Genomic DNA, 15,709 nt, shown 5'->3' with positions numbered 1-15,709 from the left:
GAAGGCCATGAGATACGCGAAAACCCTTACCGCAGTTCTGTTCGCCGCCGCCGTCTGCATCGGCGGTGACGCCGCCCTGCCCAGCTCGGTGGCCGAACCGGCCCCGACCCAGCCGCCGGTCCCCGCCCCCCACGTCAACGAATTCGCCCAGCACCCGGCCGCCCCCGCACAGCGGCCCGCCCCACCCACCGACAAGGCCGCCGTGAGCGAGGCCATCGACGGCTGTGACCACGCCTACGGCACACCGGGCCAATGCGTTCCGTGGAACTTCCCGCCCCGCACCCACGACCGCTGCGCCTGGCTCCGCGACCACGGCCTGTCCTCCCTCCCGGTCACCGGCAAACGCGACCGCCACAACCTCGACCGCAACAAGGACGGAATCGCCTGCGGCCCCGGAGATTCCTGACCCGCCAAAAGCCGCCCCAACCAGCCCTTTTGCATCCCGCGACGCACCCTGTGTACTGTTGTCCACACCGACGCGGGGTGGAGCAGCTCGGTAGCTCGCTGGGCTCATAACCCAGAGGTCGCAGGTTCAAATCCTGTCCCCGCTACTAGCGAAGCGGCCCCGGAACCAGTGGTTCCGGGGCCGTTTTTCGTTGGATCGGCAACGGATTCGGCAATATCGGCCAAGTGTTCCCGGACAGTCGCGGCCTTCTTGTTCCGGATCATGTCCGGTTGCCGTGGATTCGCCGGATTAGTATGCCTGAACGGGCATGGCGGACGGGAGAGCGCGATGGACCACCCGAAGCTGCCGGACGGCAGGCTGACGCTGCGTCACGACCGCATCGAGGCCACGTCCTTCCTGACCGTGCGGCAACTCCTGCTCGAAACCGACTTCGTGGCGGTGCTGCCGAGCCTGATCGGTCACAGTGTCGGCATCACCATCGCCGCCGGCCGCGCCCTCGGCCCCTCGGCTCGCGCCCTCATCGACAATCTGGAGTGGACCGCGGCGGGCGGCCTGGACCCGCACGCCGGACCGCGGGAGGCTCGATCGGGGGCGTTGTGGCCGCAGCCGTGAGACCCGCCGTGCCCGAACCGGATCCGCCCGCGGTGCCCAATAGTGTGCTCGGCAAGGCGGTCTCGGTGCTGGACGCGTTCACCGGGGATGACCACTGGGTGTCGTTCAGCGAACTGGTCCGCCGCACCGGACTGCACAAGACCACCATGCATCGGCTGCTCGCCGAACTCGTCGCGATCCGGCTCATCGATCGGTCCGAATCGGGTTACCGGCTCGGGCGGCACCTGTTCGAGCTGGGCATGCGCGCCACGGTGGAGCGCGGGCTCATCGAGGTGTCCATCCCGTTCCTGCAGGATCTCTACGAGCGCACCCACGAGATCGTGCACTTGGGTGTGCTCGAAGGGGACGAGGTGGTGTATGTCGCCAAGATCGGCGGGCATCGGCAGGCCGAGTCGCCCTCCCGGATCGGCGGCCGAATGCCGTTGTACTGCACCGCGATCGGCAAGGCGATGCTCGCCCATGCCCCCGGCGGGCTGAAGGCGCGAGCGCTCGCCGCGCCGCTGCCGCGCCGCACCCCGCGGACCATCACGACTCCCGGACTGCTCGCGCGGCAGCTGGACCGGATCGTGGAGACCGGGGTCGCCTTCGAATACGAGGAATCAGCGGTCGGGCTCGTCTGCGTGGCCTCGCCGATCCTGGATGCCGATGATCGGCCGGTCGCGGCCGTCAGCCTGGCCGGACCGGCCACCCGATTCCGGCCCGAGGCCCACACGATCCAGCTGCGCGCCGCCGCCGCGGGCATCGCGGCCACGCTCGCCCGCCGCGAGAACCTGCGCGAGAACCACATCTGACCTGTGTAGTTCCGCTCAGCGAAACTAGATCCTCGCCGGTGGGAGCGGAATCCCGCACCTTGTTCATCAAGGACGACACAGGACAAGGACAGCGATGCCATCACTCGAATCGACGATCTCCGACGCCGCGATCACCGAGGCCGCCCGGCGGCTGGCGGACGCGGCCCGGACCGGGACGCCGGTCGCGCCGGTCAAGGACCTGATCGGCGGCTCCGACATCGGCGTGGCCTACCGGGTGCAGCAGCAGCTGACCGAATGGCGGCTCGCCGACGGCGCGACCATCGTCGGCCGCAAGATCGGCCTGACCTCCGCGGCGGTGCAGAACCAGCTCGGCGTCGACCAGCCGGACTTCGGGGTGCTTTTCGACGATATGGACGTCACCGCGCTGCCGGAGGTGCCGAGCGAGCGCATGCTGCAACCGAAGGCCGAGGCCGAGATCGCCTTCCGGCTGGGCGCGGATCTGGCCGAGGGCGACCTGGAGCTGGATCAGATCCGGGCCGCGGTCTCCGGTGCGGCGGCCGCGCTCGAGCTGGTCGACAGTCGGGTCGCCGACTGGCGGATCGGTATCACCGACACCGTCGCCGACAACGCGTCCTCCGGGCTGTATGTGCTCGGCGGCACCTGGCTCACCCTCGACGAGGTCGAGCCCAAGGACGTCGTGATGAAGATGTACGCCGACGACGAACTGGTCTCCGAGGGCAACGGTGTCGCGTGCCTGGGTGATCCGCTGATCGCGCTGCAGTGGCTGGCGCGCACCACCCGGGAGTACGGGCGGCCGCTGCGCGCCGGTCAGGTGATCCTGTCGGGCGCCCTGGGCCCCATGGTCTCTGCCGCGCCCGGCGTGACCATCCGCGCCGAGCTGTCCACGCTCGGCTCCGTGACCGCGGTCTTCTCCGAGTAGGAAGTTCACACCATGACGAACAACGCTGAGCCGCGGCGGATTCGGGTCGCGATCATCGGATCCGGCAATATCGGCACCGACCTGATGTTCAAGATCATCAACAAGTCCGACGTGCTCGAGATGGGCGCGATGGTCGGCATCGATCCGGCCTCCGACGGCCTGGCCCGCGCGGACCGCCTGGGTGTGCCCACCACCGCCGAGGGCATCGAGGGCCTGCTCGCCCTCGACGGCTTCGACGCGATCGACATCGTGCTGGACGCGACGTCGGCCAAGGCGCACCTGGTGAACGCCGAGCGCCTGAAGCCGTTCGGCAAGAAGGTCATCGACCTCACTCCGGCCGCTATCGGGCCGTTCGTGGTGCCGCCGGTCAATCTCGAGGAGCATCTCGACGAGGACATCGACAACCTCAATATGGTCACCTGCGGCGGGCAGGCCACCATCCCGATGGTCGCCGCGATCAATGCCGTTACCCCGGTGCTGTACGCCGAGATCGTCGCGTCCATCTCCTCCGAGTCGGCCGGCCCCGGCACTCGCGCGAACATCGACGAGTTCACCGAGACCACCTCGCACGCCATCGAGAAGGTGGGGGGCGCGGCGCGCGGCAAGGCCATCATCATCCTCAACCCGGCCGAGCCGCCGATGCTGATGCGTGACACCGTGCTCGCGCTGGTCGGTGCCGCCGACCACGACGCGATCCGCGGTTCGGTCAAGGAAATGGCCGACCGGGTCGCCGAATACGTGCCCGGCTATCGCCTCAAGCAGGAGGTGCAGTTCACGCCGATCGCCGCCGACGAGCCGGTTCACACCCTGCTCCCCGAGGGCGTGGGCGCGGCCGCGACGAAGGTCACCGTGTTCCTCGAGGTCGAGGGCGCGGCGGACTACCTGCCCTCGTACGCGGGCAATCTCGACATCATGACCTCGGCCGCGCAGCGCACCGCCGAGTCCATCGCGCGCCGCATGCTCGCTGCCCGCGCCGCAACCCCTTCGGAGGCGTGAAATGTCCACCAGGATCTACGTTCAGGACGTCACCCTGCGCGACGGCATGCACGCCGTGCGCCACCGGATGGATCCCGCCGACGTGGCCCGCATCGCGCGGGCGCTCGACGAGGCAGGGGTGGACGCCATCGAGGTCGCGCACGGCGACGGCCTGGCCGGCGGTTCGCTCAACTACGGTCCCGGCTCCCATACCGACTGGGAGTGGCTGGAGGCGGCGGCGGGCGTGGTGCGGAACGCGAAGCTCACCACGCTGCTGCTGCCCGGCATCGGCACCATCGCCGAGCTGGAGCGCGCGAACGAGCTGGGCGTGCGGTCGATTCGGATCGCCACGCACTGCACCGAGGCCGACGTCTCCGCCCAGCACATCGCCAAGGCGCGCGAACTCGGCATGGACGTCTCGGGCTTCCTGATGATGAGCCACATGACCTCCGCGGAGAAGCTGGCGCAGCAGGCCAAGCTCATGGAATCCTATGGCGCGCAGTGCGTTTACGTCACGGACTCGGGCGGGCGCCTGACCATGAACGACGTCCGCGACCGGGTCCGCGCCTACCGTGAGGTGCTCGACGCGGACACCCAGATCGGCATCCACGCCCACGAGAACCTGTCGCTGTCGGTCGCCAACAGCGTGGTGGCCGTGGAGAACGGCGTCTACCGGGTGGACGCCTCCCTGGCGGGTCAGGGTGCGGGCGCGGGCAATTGCCCGATCGAGGCCTTCGTCGCCGTCGCCGATCTGCACGGCTGGGAGCACGGCTGCGATGTCTTCAAACTCATGGACGCCGCCGACGACATCGTGCGCCCGCTGCAGGACCGGCCGGTCCGCGTCGACCGCCCGACGCTGACCCTCGGCTACGCGGGTGTCTACTCCAGCTTCCTGCGCCACGCCGAGCGCGCGGCCGCCGACTACGGTCTCGACGCCCGCACCATCCTGCTCGAGGTGGGCAAGCGCGGACTGGTCGGTGGCCAGGAGGACATGATCGTCGATATCGCCCTCGACCTGCTGAAGCGTTCGCCGGAGACAGCGGCCTGATCGGAGGTTGGACCGCATGGCGTTCGGCGGCGCCCGGAACCATCGGCTTCCGGGCCGCTGTCGACGTCGGCGACGAGCCGCCGAGTTCGGTATGGCGGAAATTGCCAACCGAACTGAAACGACAATGTGTCTGAAAATCCTGCGAAACTGGCGCGCAGCCGCGAGAATTAGCTATGACTATGCTGCGGATCTGTCCTTCGCGGCACAGGAACGAGACCCCTTCGGCGGCAGAGGAATCGGAACGATGAGCAGGCTGGCGACCTCGTGCGCGGCGATCTTGGTCGCCGCGGCCGTCACGGTCGGGACCCCGGGTATCGGTGCGGCGCGGGCGGAAACGCCTGGCGCGGAGCCGTGCACCCGCTACACCGCGATTCTCGCGCCGGGCACCTGGGAGACCCACCCCGACGCCGATCCGAACATCCCTGTCGGCCTGCTCCGGCCGATCGGCGACGGGCTGCAACGGCAGTTCGGGGCCGATATCACCGTCCTCTACGCCCCCTATGCCGCAAGCGCTTTCGACCAGGGGCTGACCTACGCGCAGTCGCTGGGCACCCTCGAGGCCCGATTGCGCGAGATGGTGAGCGGGCTGTGCGCCAAGACTCGCGTCATGCTCGCCGGATACAGCCAGGGCGCGGACGGCGTCGGGGATTTCGCGACCGAGATCGGCAATGGCGAGGGTCCGATCCCCGCCGACCGGGTGGTGGGCGTCGGACTGGTGTCGGATCCGCACCGCGATCCGAGAACCGCGCTCGCACTGGGGACTCCGCAGCCGGGCCACGGCATCGCCGGCATCCGGACCCAGGACTTCGGGGCGCTGACCGATCGCGTGCGCACCATGTGCGCCGACGGCGACCTGTACTGCTCGCTCAATGCCGTGGCGTCCCCGTTCCTTTCGGCGCTCGGCCAGGTGGTGGTCGGCAACCCGGACGCCATCGCGGCCGTGATCCCGCCCGGCACCGACCCCGGCCCGATCTTCGCGCAGGCGATCAAGGTGGGCGCGGGCTGGTCGGCGACCGCGGCGAACATTCCCGCCATCCTCACCAAGCTCACCGGGCTGCAGAGCCTGATCGAGGCGGGCAACATCCCGGCCGCCCATCAGATCGCCAAGGACCTCAATACCGCCCTGGGCCCGCTCGTCCAGGCCGCCGCCGGCGTGGATCTGCCGCTGGTCGCCTCGGTGATCCGCGCGGCGGGCGGCGTCGACCCGACCGGTTGGACCGCCGCGACCAGTGTGCTGGCCGACGCGCTGACCCAGATCGACATCGTGCGCATCGCCGCCAATATGGGCCGCGTCGAGGACAGTCTGTGGCGCGCCGCCGATGCCCTCGCCCACAACAACGCGCTGGCCGCCGCGGCCGAACTGGTGAACCTCACCCCCGCCGGCCTGGATCTGGCGGGTTCGGTGGTCGGCCCGTTCACCAGCGCCATCCGCAGCGACCTGCGCGCGGCCGCCCGCACCCTGATCAGCCTCGGCGATCCGGAAAGCGTCAACAACCTGCTGGACATGACCCGCCAGGGCGTCGACCTGGCCAACTTCTACGCCTCCAAAGCGCACGTCGACTACGGCGACGACACCCAGCTGCTGCTCGATTTCCTGGGCTCCCAGGCGGTTTCGTAGCCCGAGGTCATGCTCCCGTGCGGCCGCCGCGCCGTCGAGGACTCGCGCCGCTCCGACCGCCCAGATGTTCGCCGCGACTTCCTGATCGAACGCCGCGAGTGGCTCAGTCGAGAGTCTCGGCCCGAGGCTGCAATCCGGCCGTCCACTTCTCCTCGATCCGGCCGTACCGCCAGGTGAGCAGGGCCGCTGCCCAGGTGAGGACGAACAGACCGACGATCAGGAATCCGATCAGGTTCAGGTCGAGTTCGCTGATGATGTCCCACGGCCCGCCGGTCCACCCGAACTGCTCGGCCAGCAGACCCAGCAGTTCGATCGTGCCGATGATGAGCGCGACCGCGATCGACAGGGACGTGATGGTCAGGTTGTAGTAGATCTTGCGCACCGGATTCGCGAACGCCCACCCGTAGGCGAAGTTCATGAAGGTCCCGTCGATGGTGTCGAGCAGGCTCATCCCGGCCGCGAACAGCACCGGCAGGCACAGGATGGCGTACCAGGGCAGGCCCGCCGCCGCGCTGGTCCCGGCCAGCACCAGCAGCGCGACCTCGGTGGCGGTGTCGAACCCGAGGCCGAACAGCAGTCCGATCGGATACATCTGCCACGGCTTGGTCACCGATCTCATGATCGGCCCGAGCAGGCGATTCACCAGACCGCGTTGCGCCAGCTGGGCTTCCAGCTCGGCCTCGTCGAAATCTCCGCTCCGCATCCGGCGGAAGACCCGCAGAATGCCGACCAGCACAACGATATTCAGCATCGCGATGAGGTAGAGAAAGGTCCCCGACACCGTGGTGCCGATCAGCCCGGTGTAGCGGTGCAGCGCCGAGGAGTCGTCCTCCACCGGTCCCGCGATCGCCTTGACCCCGAGCGACAGCAGCAAGGCCAGCCCGAACACCACCGACGAATGCCCCAGCGAGAAGAAGAAGCCCACCGAGAGCGGCCGCTTCCCCTCGCCCATGAGCTTGCGCGTGGTGTTGTCGATGGCCGCGATGTGATCGGCGTCGAACGCGTGCCGCAACCCCAGCGTGTACGCGGTCAGCCCGACCCCGATCCCGAGTGTCCGGTCCCCGACGCTCAGCTGCTGCGGCGCGACGAACGCCACCAGCGTCACCCATCCCACGATGTGCAGCGCCACGATGACTCCCGCCATCGCCCCGAGCCGCACCCATTCCTGCCGGGTCACCCGCATCGATCCCACTCCACGCACCTCTCCACGACCACCCATGGTGCCCGATGGCGTCGAGAGTGCTCCGCGCTACTTCAGCTTCGCGTGCATGAGGTAGACGTTGTAGCTGTTCCAGGCCGAGATCGTGAAATACAGGTCCTTGCCGGTGGACCAGGGGTGGATGAACCCGCCGTAGGCGGTCGGGTAGTCCTCGGTATTGATCAGCGCGACCGGCTCGGTCCACCCGCCCTGGGGCTCAGCCGCGGTGCGCAGCACGATCTGCCCGCGCACCGTATCGAGGTACACCATCTGCCAGCGGTTGGATTCGGCGTCGAAGTGGATCGACAGCTCGCTGGCCGTGCCGGAGATCAGGGGAGTGGCGAGCAGTTCGTTGGCGCCGTCGGCGGCGATCCAGGCGTCGTTGACCCAGTACTGGTACGCGGACTTGTTGAGCACCTGGTCCGCGGGCACCCGGGCGAGCCCGATGGTGCCGAGCCGGCCGTTGGGGGTGCCGAACATGTAGACGTAGTCGCCGTGCGGCACCATCGTCGCGACCTGGAAGCGGCCGACGCCGAACAGGTTGTCCCAGCGCGCCCATTGGGATTTGGTCCAGGTGCGGCCATTGTCGTCGGACCAGGCGATGCCACCGAGGTTGGTCCACCACATGCCGGGGATCTTGGACCAGCGATTGACCGACATGTAGGTCAGGTACTGGCGGTCGCCGACGGCGAAGCCCGAGGTGGGGATGGTGGTGGTCTCGAAGTTCTTGACCTTGCGGCTGTCCAGGATCTCGGTGGCGTGGCAGCGGGTGTTCTGCACGAAGTCGTCGAGGACCAGGCCCTGCGACAGATCGCGGGTGCTGCTGTAGGCGATCACGTTGCTGCGCCAGTCCTGCGTGTCGGTGCCCGCGCCGCCGGGCTTCCAGCCCTTGCCGAAAGTGTCGCCGAATACGACCGCGACCTGACCGGGCTTGCTCTCCCACATCAGCCCGAGGTCGGTGCCGTCGACCGACCAGCGGGTGTCGGTGCGGTTGACCGATCCGCGCCCGGTCACCTGGTTGACCAGTTCCACCGAATCGACCTGGGGCGCGGCCACCGCGGCGGCCGCGGGCGCGGGCTCCGACGGCTGGACGGCGGGGGTGGGCGCGGGCTGCGGTTCGGGCGGTTCACCGCCGGGCACCACGATCGGGATGGGTTCGGGCTCGGGGGCGACCTCGATCTGCGGCAGCGACGCGCTGCCGCCGCCCGGCGGGGCCGGGGTCGGGGCCACGGTGTCGCGGACGTCCGGGCACGGGCTCGCGCACGGGTCGGCGGGCAGCGCGACATCGACCCGGTTGTTGTCGGGCTTGGGCGCGTACTGACTGACCGTCACGATCTGCGGCACCGGGATCGGCACCTTGATGGTCTGGGGCGGTTGCGAGGTCGATCCGCTCGGGTCGGCCTGCCGGTTGACCGGGTCGAATCCCGTTTCTCCGCAGCTGTTCACGGGAGCCGGGGCCCACGGGTGCGGCGCGGCGGCGGCGGGCGTCGCGGGCAGCAGCATCGCGCCCAGCGTGACCACGGCCGATAGCGACAGTGCCGCAGGTATTTCGGCATGGCTCGAGCGGCGGCGGGATCGAATTCCCATGGGGTAGGCGGCTCCTCGTTCGCGATCGACCCGACCACCTTAGACCGATCTTGTCGCGGGATGAACCACCGTGAACCGGTCGCGCGATCCGTCGCGTGTGAGGTGGTCGCGGCGGGATCCGGCGCACGCGGCAGACTGAACGGTAATGAGACTGCCCGAGCTTCCCGACCTCCCCGTGCGTGCCGCGCTCGGCGAGATCACCGACACGCTGGCCGCGCACGGCACCGCCGTCCTGGTCGCCCCGCCAGGCACCGGCAAGACGACGCTGGTCCCGCTGGCCCTGGCCGCCGCCACCTCCGGCCGCGTGGTGGTGGCGGAGCCGCGGCGATTGGCCGCGCGGGCCGCCGCCGCACGGATGGCGGCGCTGCTGGGGGAGCGGGTCGGTGAGACCGCCGGGTATTCGGTGCGCGGCGACCGCAAGGTCGGACCTCGCACCCGCATCGAGGTGGTGACCTCGGGACTGTTGGTGCGGCGCTTGCAGAACGACCCCGAACTCGCCGGAGTCGACGTGGTCGTCCTCGACGAATGCCACGAACGGCATCTCGACGCGGACCTGCTGCTGGCCCTGCTGCTCGACGCCCGCGCCGGTCTGCGCCCCGACCTGCGGGTGCTGGCCACGTCGGCGACCGTTGCGGCGGACCGTCTTTCGTCGCTGCTGGGCGGCGAGTCGGTGCCGTCCGCCCCCGTGCTGGCGGTGCACGGCCGCACCTATCCGGTCGAATTCGATTATGTGCCACCGCTGCCCCGCGAACGGGTCGAGCAGCAGGTGGCCCGCGCGACCCGCCTGGCCCTCGCGGACAGTCCCGGTGACGTGCTGGTCTTCCTCCCCGGCGCGGGCGAGATCCGCCGCACCGCCGCCCTGCTCTCCGGCCTGCCGGAGGTCGACGTCGTCCCCTTGCACGGCAGACTGCCCGCCGCCGCACAGGATTCCGCCCTGCGCCCGGGTTCCCGCCGCCGCGTCGTCCTCTCCACCGCGGTCGCCGAATCCAGCCTCACCGTCCCCGGTGTCCGCACCGTGGTCGACTCCGGCCTGGCCCGCGTCCCCCGCATCGACCATCGCCGCGGCCTGTCGGGCCTGGCCACCGTCCGGGTCTCGGCCGCTGTCGCCGAACAGCGAGCGGGCCGCGCCGGCCGCGAAGGCCCCGGCCACGCCTGGCGCTGCTGGCCCGAATACGAACACGCCACCCTCCCCGCCTACCCCGAACCGGAGATCCGCACCGCCGACCTGACCCGGCTCGCACTGGAACTGGCCTGCTGGGGCACCGTCGACGGCCAGGGTCTGGCCTGGTGGGACGCACCCCCGGCGGGCGGCCTCGCCGCCGGCCGAGCGGTCCTGCGCGCCCTCGACGCCGTGGACGACCATGGCGCGGTGACGGATCGAGGCCGCCGCATGGCAGCCGTCGGCCTCCACCCCCGTCTGGCCCGCGCCCTCCTCGACGGCGCGACCGAGGTCGGAGCCCGCGCGGCCGCCGAGGTCGTGGCCCTGCTCGACGACGACTCACTCGCCCCCGGCGTGGATCTGGTCGCGGCCCTGCGCACGATGCGCGGCGACCGGCCCGCCCGCTGGCAGCAGGAGGCGAAGCGTTTGGCGCGTGCGGTGGGCGGCGACGACATCGACAGCGGCGGAGACGCTTCGCCGAGTGCGCAGGCCGCGCCAACCGCCACCACATCGGGATCGGTAGGTTCCCAGGCGCGCGGGGTCGCGCGGGGCGCACCCAGTGCGCGGGGTGATGATCCGGCTCTTGTTGCGGCACTGGCGTATCCGGAACGGCTCGCCCGTCGCCGCGCCCCGGGGTCGGCCAGCTACCTGATGGCGGGCGGCACCGCGGTGACCCTGCCGCCGGGGAGCGGATTGGGTGATGCCGAATGGCTGGCGATCGCCGTGGCCGGGCGCGATCCCGGGCAGTCGGAGGGGCGAATCAGATTGGCGGCCAAGGCTGATGAGGAACTCGCCCGCCGGGCGGCGGCCAATCTGCTCGCCACCGCCGACGAAGTCGATTGGGTCGATGGCGATCTGGTGGCTCGCCGGGTCCGGCGATTGGGCGCGATCGTGCTGTCCGAGCAGCCGCTGCCCGACCCGGATCCGGACCTGATCTCGGCTGCCCTGCTGCGTGGTCTGCGCGCCACCGGCCTGGATCTGCTGCGGTGGACCGACGACGCTCGCGTCGTGCGGCGGCGCCTGGACTTCCTGCACCGCACCATCGGGGCGCCCTGGCCCGCCGTCGACGACGAGACGTTGCTCGCGGACGCCGAAACATGGCTGGCCCCTGAGCTTTCCACTGCCCGTCGCCGCGCCGACCTGGAGCGTGTGGACGCCGGTCAAGCCCTGCGCCGCCTGTTGCCCTGGCCCGAGGCCGCCCGGTTCGACGAACTCGCGCCCGAACGCCTGGAGGTTCCCTCCGGCAGCAACGTCCGCCTCGACTACTCCGCCGATCCGCCGGTTCTCGCCGTCAAGGTGCAGGAGATCTTCGGCTGGACGGAGGCCCCGCGCCTGGCGGACGGCCGCGTTTCGCCTGTGCTGCACCTGCTCTCACCGGCCCAGCGCCCGGTAGCGGTCACCGCGGACCTGCCGTCCTTCTGGCGCACCGGCTGGCTCCAGGTCCGCGCCGACCTGCGCGGCCGCTATCCCAAACACGCCTGGCCCGAGGACCCCACCACCGTCGTCGCCCACCGCGGCACGGCCCGCAACGCCGGCCGCCCGCGCTGAGCCCGGTCGCGACCGGGGCACCGTCGGCGGAATAGCGGGCTCGTCGTGGATGCTGCACTCGTGCGTCCGGATTCGGATGATGTGGCGACTCGTCTGGTGAGCAGGCGGAGAGGGAGTGTGGCGGTATGCGCGCGATTCGATTCGACGAGTATGGCGGGCCCGAGGTGCTGCGGTCAGTGGAGGTGGATGTGCCGGAGCCGGGTCCGGGCGAGGTGTCCATCGAGGTGGCTTATGTCGGAGTGAATTTCGCTGACCTGCAGGCTCGTTCGATCGGGTACCGGGTTCCGGCGCTGCCGTATGTGCCGGGGTTGGAGCTGTCCGGGCGGGTGCGGGCGGTCGGCGCGGGCGTCGAGGGCCTGAGTGTGGGGCAGGCGGTGGCCGCCATCTCGGACGGTGGCGCGTACGCGGAGGTCACCGTCGTATCCGCGGCGACGGTCTTCCCCGTACCCGACGGTGTTGATCTGCGCACCGCCGCAACGCTTCCCACGGTGCTGCCGACGGCCTACGCCCTGCTGCACACGGTCGGCCGCCTGCAGCCGGGCGAGACGGTCCTGGTGCAGGCCGCCGCGGGTGGCGTCGGCACGGTGGCCGCCCAGATCGCCAAGCTCGCGGGCGCGGGCGCGGTGTACGGGGTGGTGTCCAGTCCCGCCAAAGCCGAGTACGCCCGCGAATACGGTTATGACGACGCGTTCTTGAACGATTCGTTCGACGCCGACGTCCGTGCCGCCACCGACGGCCGCGGTGTGGATCTGGCGCTGGAGTCGATCGGCGGTGAAACCCTGCGCCGCACGCTGGATTCGCTGGCCCGCTTCGGCCGCCTGGTCTCCTTCGGCAATGCCGGTGGCGAGGCCCCGTGGCAGGTCGGTGCGCCCGAGCTCTTCCCGCGAGGCCGTTCGGTCGCGGGTTTCTCCATCCTCGGTTTGAGTTCGGAGGCCCCGGAGGTGTTGCGCGAGATCTCGTCTCACGCCTTCGATCTGGCCACCACCGGCAAGGTGCGGCTGCCGATCACCGCCGAATTCCCGCTCGCCGAGGCGGCCGACGCGCACCGTTTGATGGCGGGCCGCTCCTCGACCGGCAAGCTGGTGCTGGCGGTCAACCCCGGGCTGTGATCCGCCCGGATTCGATTGCCGCGAGCAGGGATTCGTGGTCGGCATCGGTCTGGTCGGCGTAGGCCAGCGCGAACTCGCCCATACTGTGGCTCAGGTGCGCCGACAGCACCGACTGCTCGGCCTGTTTCACCTGGAGGAACAGCGGGTCGCCGGTGTTGCGTCCGGTCAGCAGCGCGATATGGATTGTGCCAAACCACTATCGACCCGCAGCTCGCTCGAAACAATTCGCAGCTATCCAGGAGTAAGTAGCCGCATTCACTCATTTCGAGTACTGGTCCCGGGGAAGTGCTGATGCGCACTCGATTTCGTTGTCTCGTCGTGTCCGCGCTCGTCACGGCCGCCGCCTTGCTCCTGGTCCCCGGCATGGCCGGCACCGCGTCGGAGGAACGCGCCGGTGTGCTCGGGGACGATTTCCTCTGGGGAGTGGCGGCGTCGGGGTTCCAATCGGAGGGTCAGTCACCCGACAGCAATTGGACGCGTTATATCGACGCCGAGCCGGGCTGGGATCGCCTCGGCGGTTCCGTCGATTTCCGCTCCCGCTACCGGTCCGATATCGCCCTGGCGAAGAGTCTCGGCGTCAAGGTCTTCCGAATCGGTATCGAATGGGCCCGGCTGGAACCCCGGCCGGGAGTCTGGGATTCATCGGCCTTCGCCTACTACGACGACGTGATCGACACGATCATCGCGGCCGGTATGCGCCCGATGCTGACACTGGACCACTGGGTGTATCCCGGCTGGGCGGCCGACCGCGGCGGCTGGCGCGATCCGGGCATGGTCTCGGACTGGCTCACCAATATGCGCCAAGTCGTCGATCGCTACGCCGCCCGTAATCCGGTCTGGGTGACCATCAATGAGCCGGTCGCGTACATCGTGCACGAGGTCCGCCTGAACGGAACCGACGCGGATCAGATGCTCGACAGTGTCGCCCGGGCGCACAACGCCATCTACGACTACATCCACCTGGTCCAGCCGAACGCGCTGGTGACCAGCAACGTCGGCTATGTCGCCGGGGCGGAGTCGCAGGTCAACGGACCCCTGATGGACCGGATCGGCGATCGGCTCGACTTCATCGGCGTCGACTACTACTTCGGCTACGAACCACCCGGCCTCGCCGCCGTGAACGCGCCCGGGGACATGTGGGATCTCCCGGTCCACCCCGAGGGCATCTACTTCACGCTGCAGCACTATTCACGCCGTTTCCCCGGCAAGCCGCTGTGGATCGTGGAGAACGGCCTTCCGACCGAGAACGCCCACCCCCGCGCGGACGGCTACACCCGCTCGGCGCACCTCCGCGACACCGTCTACTGGCTCCAGCGCGCGAGATCCGACGGCATGAACGTCATCGGCTACAACTACTGGAGCCTCACCGACAACTACGAATGGAGCTCCTACACACCGAGATTCGGTCTCTACACGGTCGATGTGCGCACCGACCCGACGCTGACCCGAATCCCCACCGATGCCGTCGCCGCCTACCGCGCCATCATCACGAACGACGGCGTCCCCGCCGACTACCGACCCCTGCGCGCGCCCGCGGACTGCCGCCTGATCGATCCACCCGCCAGCTGTGACACCCCGGTCGCCGTACCTCGAGCCGACGGGTGACCACCGGCCCGAGGTGCTGCGAGAACCGTTGTCTCAGGCGAATTTTCCCGGGTTGGCGGCCACGGCGCGGCGCAGGGTGGGACGGTTGGCGCGGTAGGCGTCCACCACCGATTCGAGCTCGTGCGGGCTCGCGCCGTGCATGATCACCGAGTGGCAGCCCAGGTCGTATTCGCGGGAGATCTTGGCCACGCACTGTTCCGGCGTGCCGTACGCGGCCGAGGCGAGCCACTCGTCCGGGATGAGGTCGTCCAGCTGTTCCAGGACCTCGACCGAGGCGGACGCGTCGATGGGACCCGCCGCCGCGGCGTCCTGATACAGCCGAGTGCCCCGAATACGTTCCCACACCTGCGGATCCCAGCCATTGGCGCTGATCAGGATGTCAGCGTACGCCTGCAGGTAGGTCACCAGGCGTCCGGTGCGCCGCCGCAGCTGATCCTCGGGGGTGAGCGCGTCGCTCGCGGTCGCCAGGCAGGACCAGATGCGGACGCTGTCGGGGTCCTTGCCCGCGCGCTCGGCGCCCCGCCGGACCGCCGCGACGGAGTTCGCGGTGGCATCGTCGGAGAAGAAGGTGTGCAGGACGACGAAGTCGCCGATCTCACCGGCGAGCTCGAGGGTCTTCGGGCCGACGGCGACGAAGCCGATCGGCGGCGCTTCGTCGAGGCCGTTCTGGTGGTACAGCACGGGCCATTTGCCCGCGGGCCCATCATGATTCACGATCGTCTCGCCGTCCCAGAGACGGCGCAGGATGCCGACGAAATCGCGCAGTCGCGCCTCGGTGACGGCGGGCAGCCCGATCGCCTTCCAGTTCGCCGCCATGCCGCGCCCGAACGCCATGGCGTAGCGGCCCTCGGTCATCGCCTGCATAGTGGAGCCGATGGTGGCCGTCACCATCGGATGCCGGGTGTGGTGATTGGTCGCCGCGGCGGCGATTCCCAGGTCGGTGGTGCATCCGGCGAGGCCGCCGGACAGGACCGCGGAGTCCTTGACCGTCATGCGCTCGCCGATCATGCACGAGCCGAGTCCGATGCGCTCCGCGTCGCGGGCCTCGGGCAACAGGACGCGGGCGTCGGCGGGATGCCGGGTGATGCAGTAGTAGGACAGTTCGTTCAGCTGATCGCTCACGAGAGTTGCACTTCCCTGAGAGGTTTCGAG

14 protein-coding genes and 1 tRNA gene are annotated in these 15,709 nt (G+C 69.7%); 11 read left to right on the top strand and 4 right to left on the bottom strand.

What is annotated here, in order from left to right; translation table 11 throughout:
• Positions 1 to 7 precede the first annotated feature (7 nt).
• The 8 genes from ACWELJ_RS05050 to ACWELJ_RS05015 all read left to right on the top strand — a co-directional run bounded on the left by ACWELJ_RS05050 (position 8) and on the right by ACWELJ_RS05015 (position 6,351).
• Positions 8 to 406 (top strand): hypothetical protein, encoded by a 399-nt coding sequence (locus tag ACWELJ_RS05050; protein ID WP_452364881.1) that lies wholly within the window; start codon positions 8 to 10, stop codon positions 404 to 406.
• Between the two features lie 71 nt (positions 407 to 477).
• Positions 478 to 551, top strand: a tRNA-Met gene (locus ACWELJ_RS05045).
• A gap of 182 nt (positions 552 to 733) precedes the next feature.
• The gene (locus ACWELJ_RS05040) at positions 734 to 1,018 is read left to right on the top strand and encodes a hypothetical protein (RefSeq protein ID WP_452364880.1); all 285 of its coding nucleotides are present in this window, start codon (positions 734 to 736) and stop codon (positions 1,016 to 1,018) included.
• Between the two features lie 8 nt (positions 1,019 to 1,026).
• On the top strand, positions 1,027 to 1,809 hold the full coding sequence (locus ACWELJ_RS05035) for an IclR family transcriptional regulator (RefSeq protein WP_452364879.1): 783 nt from the start codon (positions 1,027 to 1,029) through the stop codon (positions 1,807 to 1,809).
• Positions 1,810 to 1,903: 94 nt separating this feature from the next.
• Positions 1,904 to 2,710, top strand: coding sequence for a 2-keto-4-pentenoate hydratase (locus ACWELJ_RS05030; protein ID WP_452364878.1), 807 nt, complete (start codon positions 1,904 to 1,906; stop codon positions 2,708 to 2,710).
• Positions 2,711 to 2,722: 12 nt separating this feature from the next.
• Positions 2,723 to 3,706 (top strand): acetaldehyde dehydrogenase (acetylating), encoded by a 984-nt coding sequence (locus tag ACWELJ_RS05025; protein ID WP_452364877.1) that lies wholly within the window; start codon positions 2,723 to 2,725, stop codon positions 3,704 to 3,706.
• Between the two features lies 1 nt (position 3,707).
• Positions 3,708 to 4,733 carry a 4-hydroxy-2-oxovalerate aldolase gene (gene dmpG / locus ACWELJ_RS05020; protein WP_452364876.1) on the top strand — a complete coding sequence of 342 codons (1,026 nt, stop codon included), beginning with the start codon at positions 3,708 to 3,710 and terminating at the stop codon, positions 4,731 to 4,733.
• Between the two features lie 244 nt (positions 4,734 to 4,977).
• Positions 4,978 to 6,351, top strand: a complete 1,374-nt coding sequence (locus ACWELJ_RS05015) for a cutinase family protein (RefSeq protein WP_452364875.1) — start codon at positions 4,978 to 4,980, stop codon at positions 6,349 to 6,351.
• A gap of 103 nt (positions 6,352 to 6,454) precedes the next feature.
• On the opposite strand, the gene ACWELJ_RS05010 is transcribed toward ACWELJ_RS05015, so the two are convergent.
• Together ACWELJ_RS05010 and ACWELJ_RS05005 are read right to left on the bottom strand one after the other, a co-directional pair.
• Positions 6,455 to 7,534, bottom strand: coding sequence for a HoxN/HupN/NixA family nickel/cobalt transporter (locus ACWELJ_RS05010; protein WP_452364898.1), 1,080 nt, complete (start codon positions 7,532 to 7,534; stop codon positions 6,455 to 6,457).
• Between the two features lie 66 nt (positions 7,535 to 7,600).
• Positions 7,601 to 9,136: a DUF4185 domain-containing protein gene (locus ACWELJ_RS05005; RefSeq protein WP_452364874.1), complete on the bottom strand. Its 1,536-nt coding sequence runs from the start codon at positions 9,134 to 9,136 to the stop codon at positions 7,601 to 7,603.
• Between the two features lie 145 nt (positions 9,137 to 9,281).
• Between ACWELJ_RS05005 and hrpB the strand changes: the two genes are divergently transcribed.
• Entirely contained in the window at positions 9,282 to 11,843 is a 2,562-nt protein-coding gene (hrpB, locus tag ACWELJ_RS05000) for an ATP-dependent helicase HrpB (protein ID WP_452364873.1), read from the top strand.
• 125 nt (positions 11,844 to 11,968) lie between these two features.
• A complete protein-coding gene (locus ACWELJ_RS04995) occupies positions 11,969 to 12,952 on the top strand; it encodes a quinone oxidoreductase family protein (RefSeq protein ID WP_452364872.1) in 984 nt (327 codons plus the stop codon).
• Here the strand turns inward: ACWELJ_RS04995 and ACWELJ_RS04990 are convergent.
• Positions 12,936 to 13,082, bottom strand: coding sequence for a hypothetical protein (locus tag ACWELJ_RS04990; protein WP_452364871.1), 147 nt, complete (start codon positions 13,080 to 13,082; stop codon positions 12,936 to 12,938). The genes ACWELJ_RS04995 and ACWELJ_RS04990 overlap by 17 nt on opposite strands.
• Positions 13,083 to 13,243: 161 nt before the next feature.
• Here ACWELJ_RS04990 and ACWELJ_RS04985 point away from each other — a divergent pair, with 161 nt between their 5' ends.
• Positions 13,244 to 14,557 (top strand): family 1 glycosylhydrolase, encoded by a 1,314-nt coding sequence (locus ACWELJ_RS04985; protein WP_452364870.1) that lies wholly within the window; start codon positions 13,244 to 13,246, stop codon positions 14,555 to 14,557.
• Between the two features lie 33 nt (positions 14,558 to 14,590).
• Here ACWELJ_RS04985 and ACWELJ_RS04980 read toward each other — a convergent pair whose 3' ends face one another.
• Positions 14,591 to 15,679: a TIGR03857 family LLM class F420-dependent oxidoreductase gene (locus ACWELJ_RS04980; RefSeq protein ID WP_452364869.1), complete on the bottom strand. Its 1,089-nt coding sequence runs from the start codon at positions 15,677 to 15,679 to the stop codon at positions 14,591 to 14,593.
• Positions 15,680 to 15,709 lie beyond the last annotated feature (30 nt).

The sequence above is a fragment of the Nocardia sp. NPDC004582 genome, from assembly GCF_053602115.1.
This window is presented reverse-complemented; position numbering and strand designations above follow the sequence as displayed.

Coding starts and splice junctions, on each gene's coding strand:
- ACWELJ_RS05050 (WP_452364881.1), top strand. CDS start 8: ATGAGATACGCGAAAACCCTTACCGCAGTTCTGTTCGCCGCCGCCGTC.
- ACWELJ_RS05040 (WP_452364880.1), top strand. CDS start 734: ATGGACCACCCGAAGCTGCCGGACGGCAGGCTGACGCTGCGTCACGAC.
- ACWELJ_RS05030 (WP_452364878.1), top strand. CDS start 1,904: ATGCCATCACTCGAATCGACGATCTCCGACGCCGCGATCACCGAGGCC.
- ACWELJ_RS05025 (WP_452364877.1), top strand. CDS start 2,723: ATGACGAACAACGCTGAGCCGCGGCGGATTCGGGTCGCGATCATCGGA.
- dmpG (WP_452364876.1), top strand. CDS start 3,708: ATGTCCACCAGGATCTACGTTCAGGACGTCACCCTGCGCGACGGCATG.
- ACWELJ_RS05015 (WP_452364875.1), top strand. CDS start 4,978: ATGAGCAGGCTGGCGACCTCGTGCGCGGCGATCTTGGTCGCCGCGGCC.
- ACWELJ_RS05010 (WP_452364898.1), bottom strand. CDS start 7,534: ATGCGGGTGACCCGGCAGGAATGGGTGCGGCTCGGGGCGATGGCGGGA.
- ACWELJ_RS05005 (WP_452364874.1), bottom strand. CDS start 9,136: ATGGGAATTCGATCCCGCCGCCGCTCGAGCCATGCCGAAATACCTGCG.
- hrpB (WP_452364873.1), top strand. CDS start 9,282: ATGAGACTGCCCGAGCTTCCCGACCTCCCCGTGCGTGCCGCGCTCGGC.
- ACWELJ_RS04995 (WP_452364872.1), top strand. CDS start 11,969: ATGCGCGCGATTCGATTCGACGAGTATGGCGGGCCCGAGGTGCTGCGG.
- ACWELJ_RS04985 (WP_452364870.1), top strand. CDS start 13,244: ATGCGCACTCGATTTCGTTGTCTCGTCGTGTCCGCGCTCGTCACGGCC.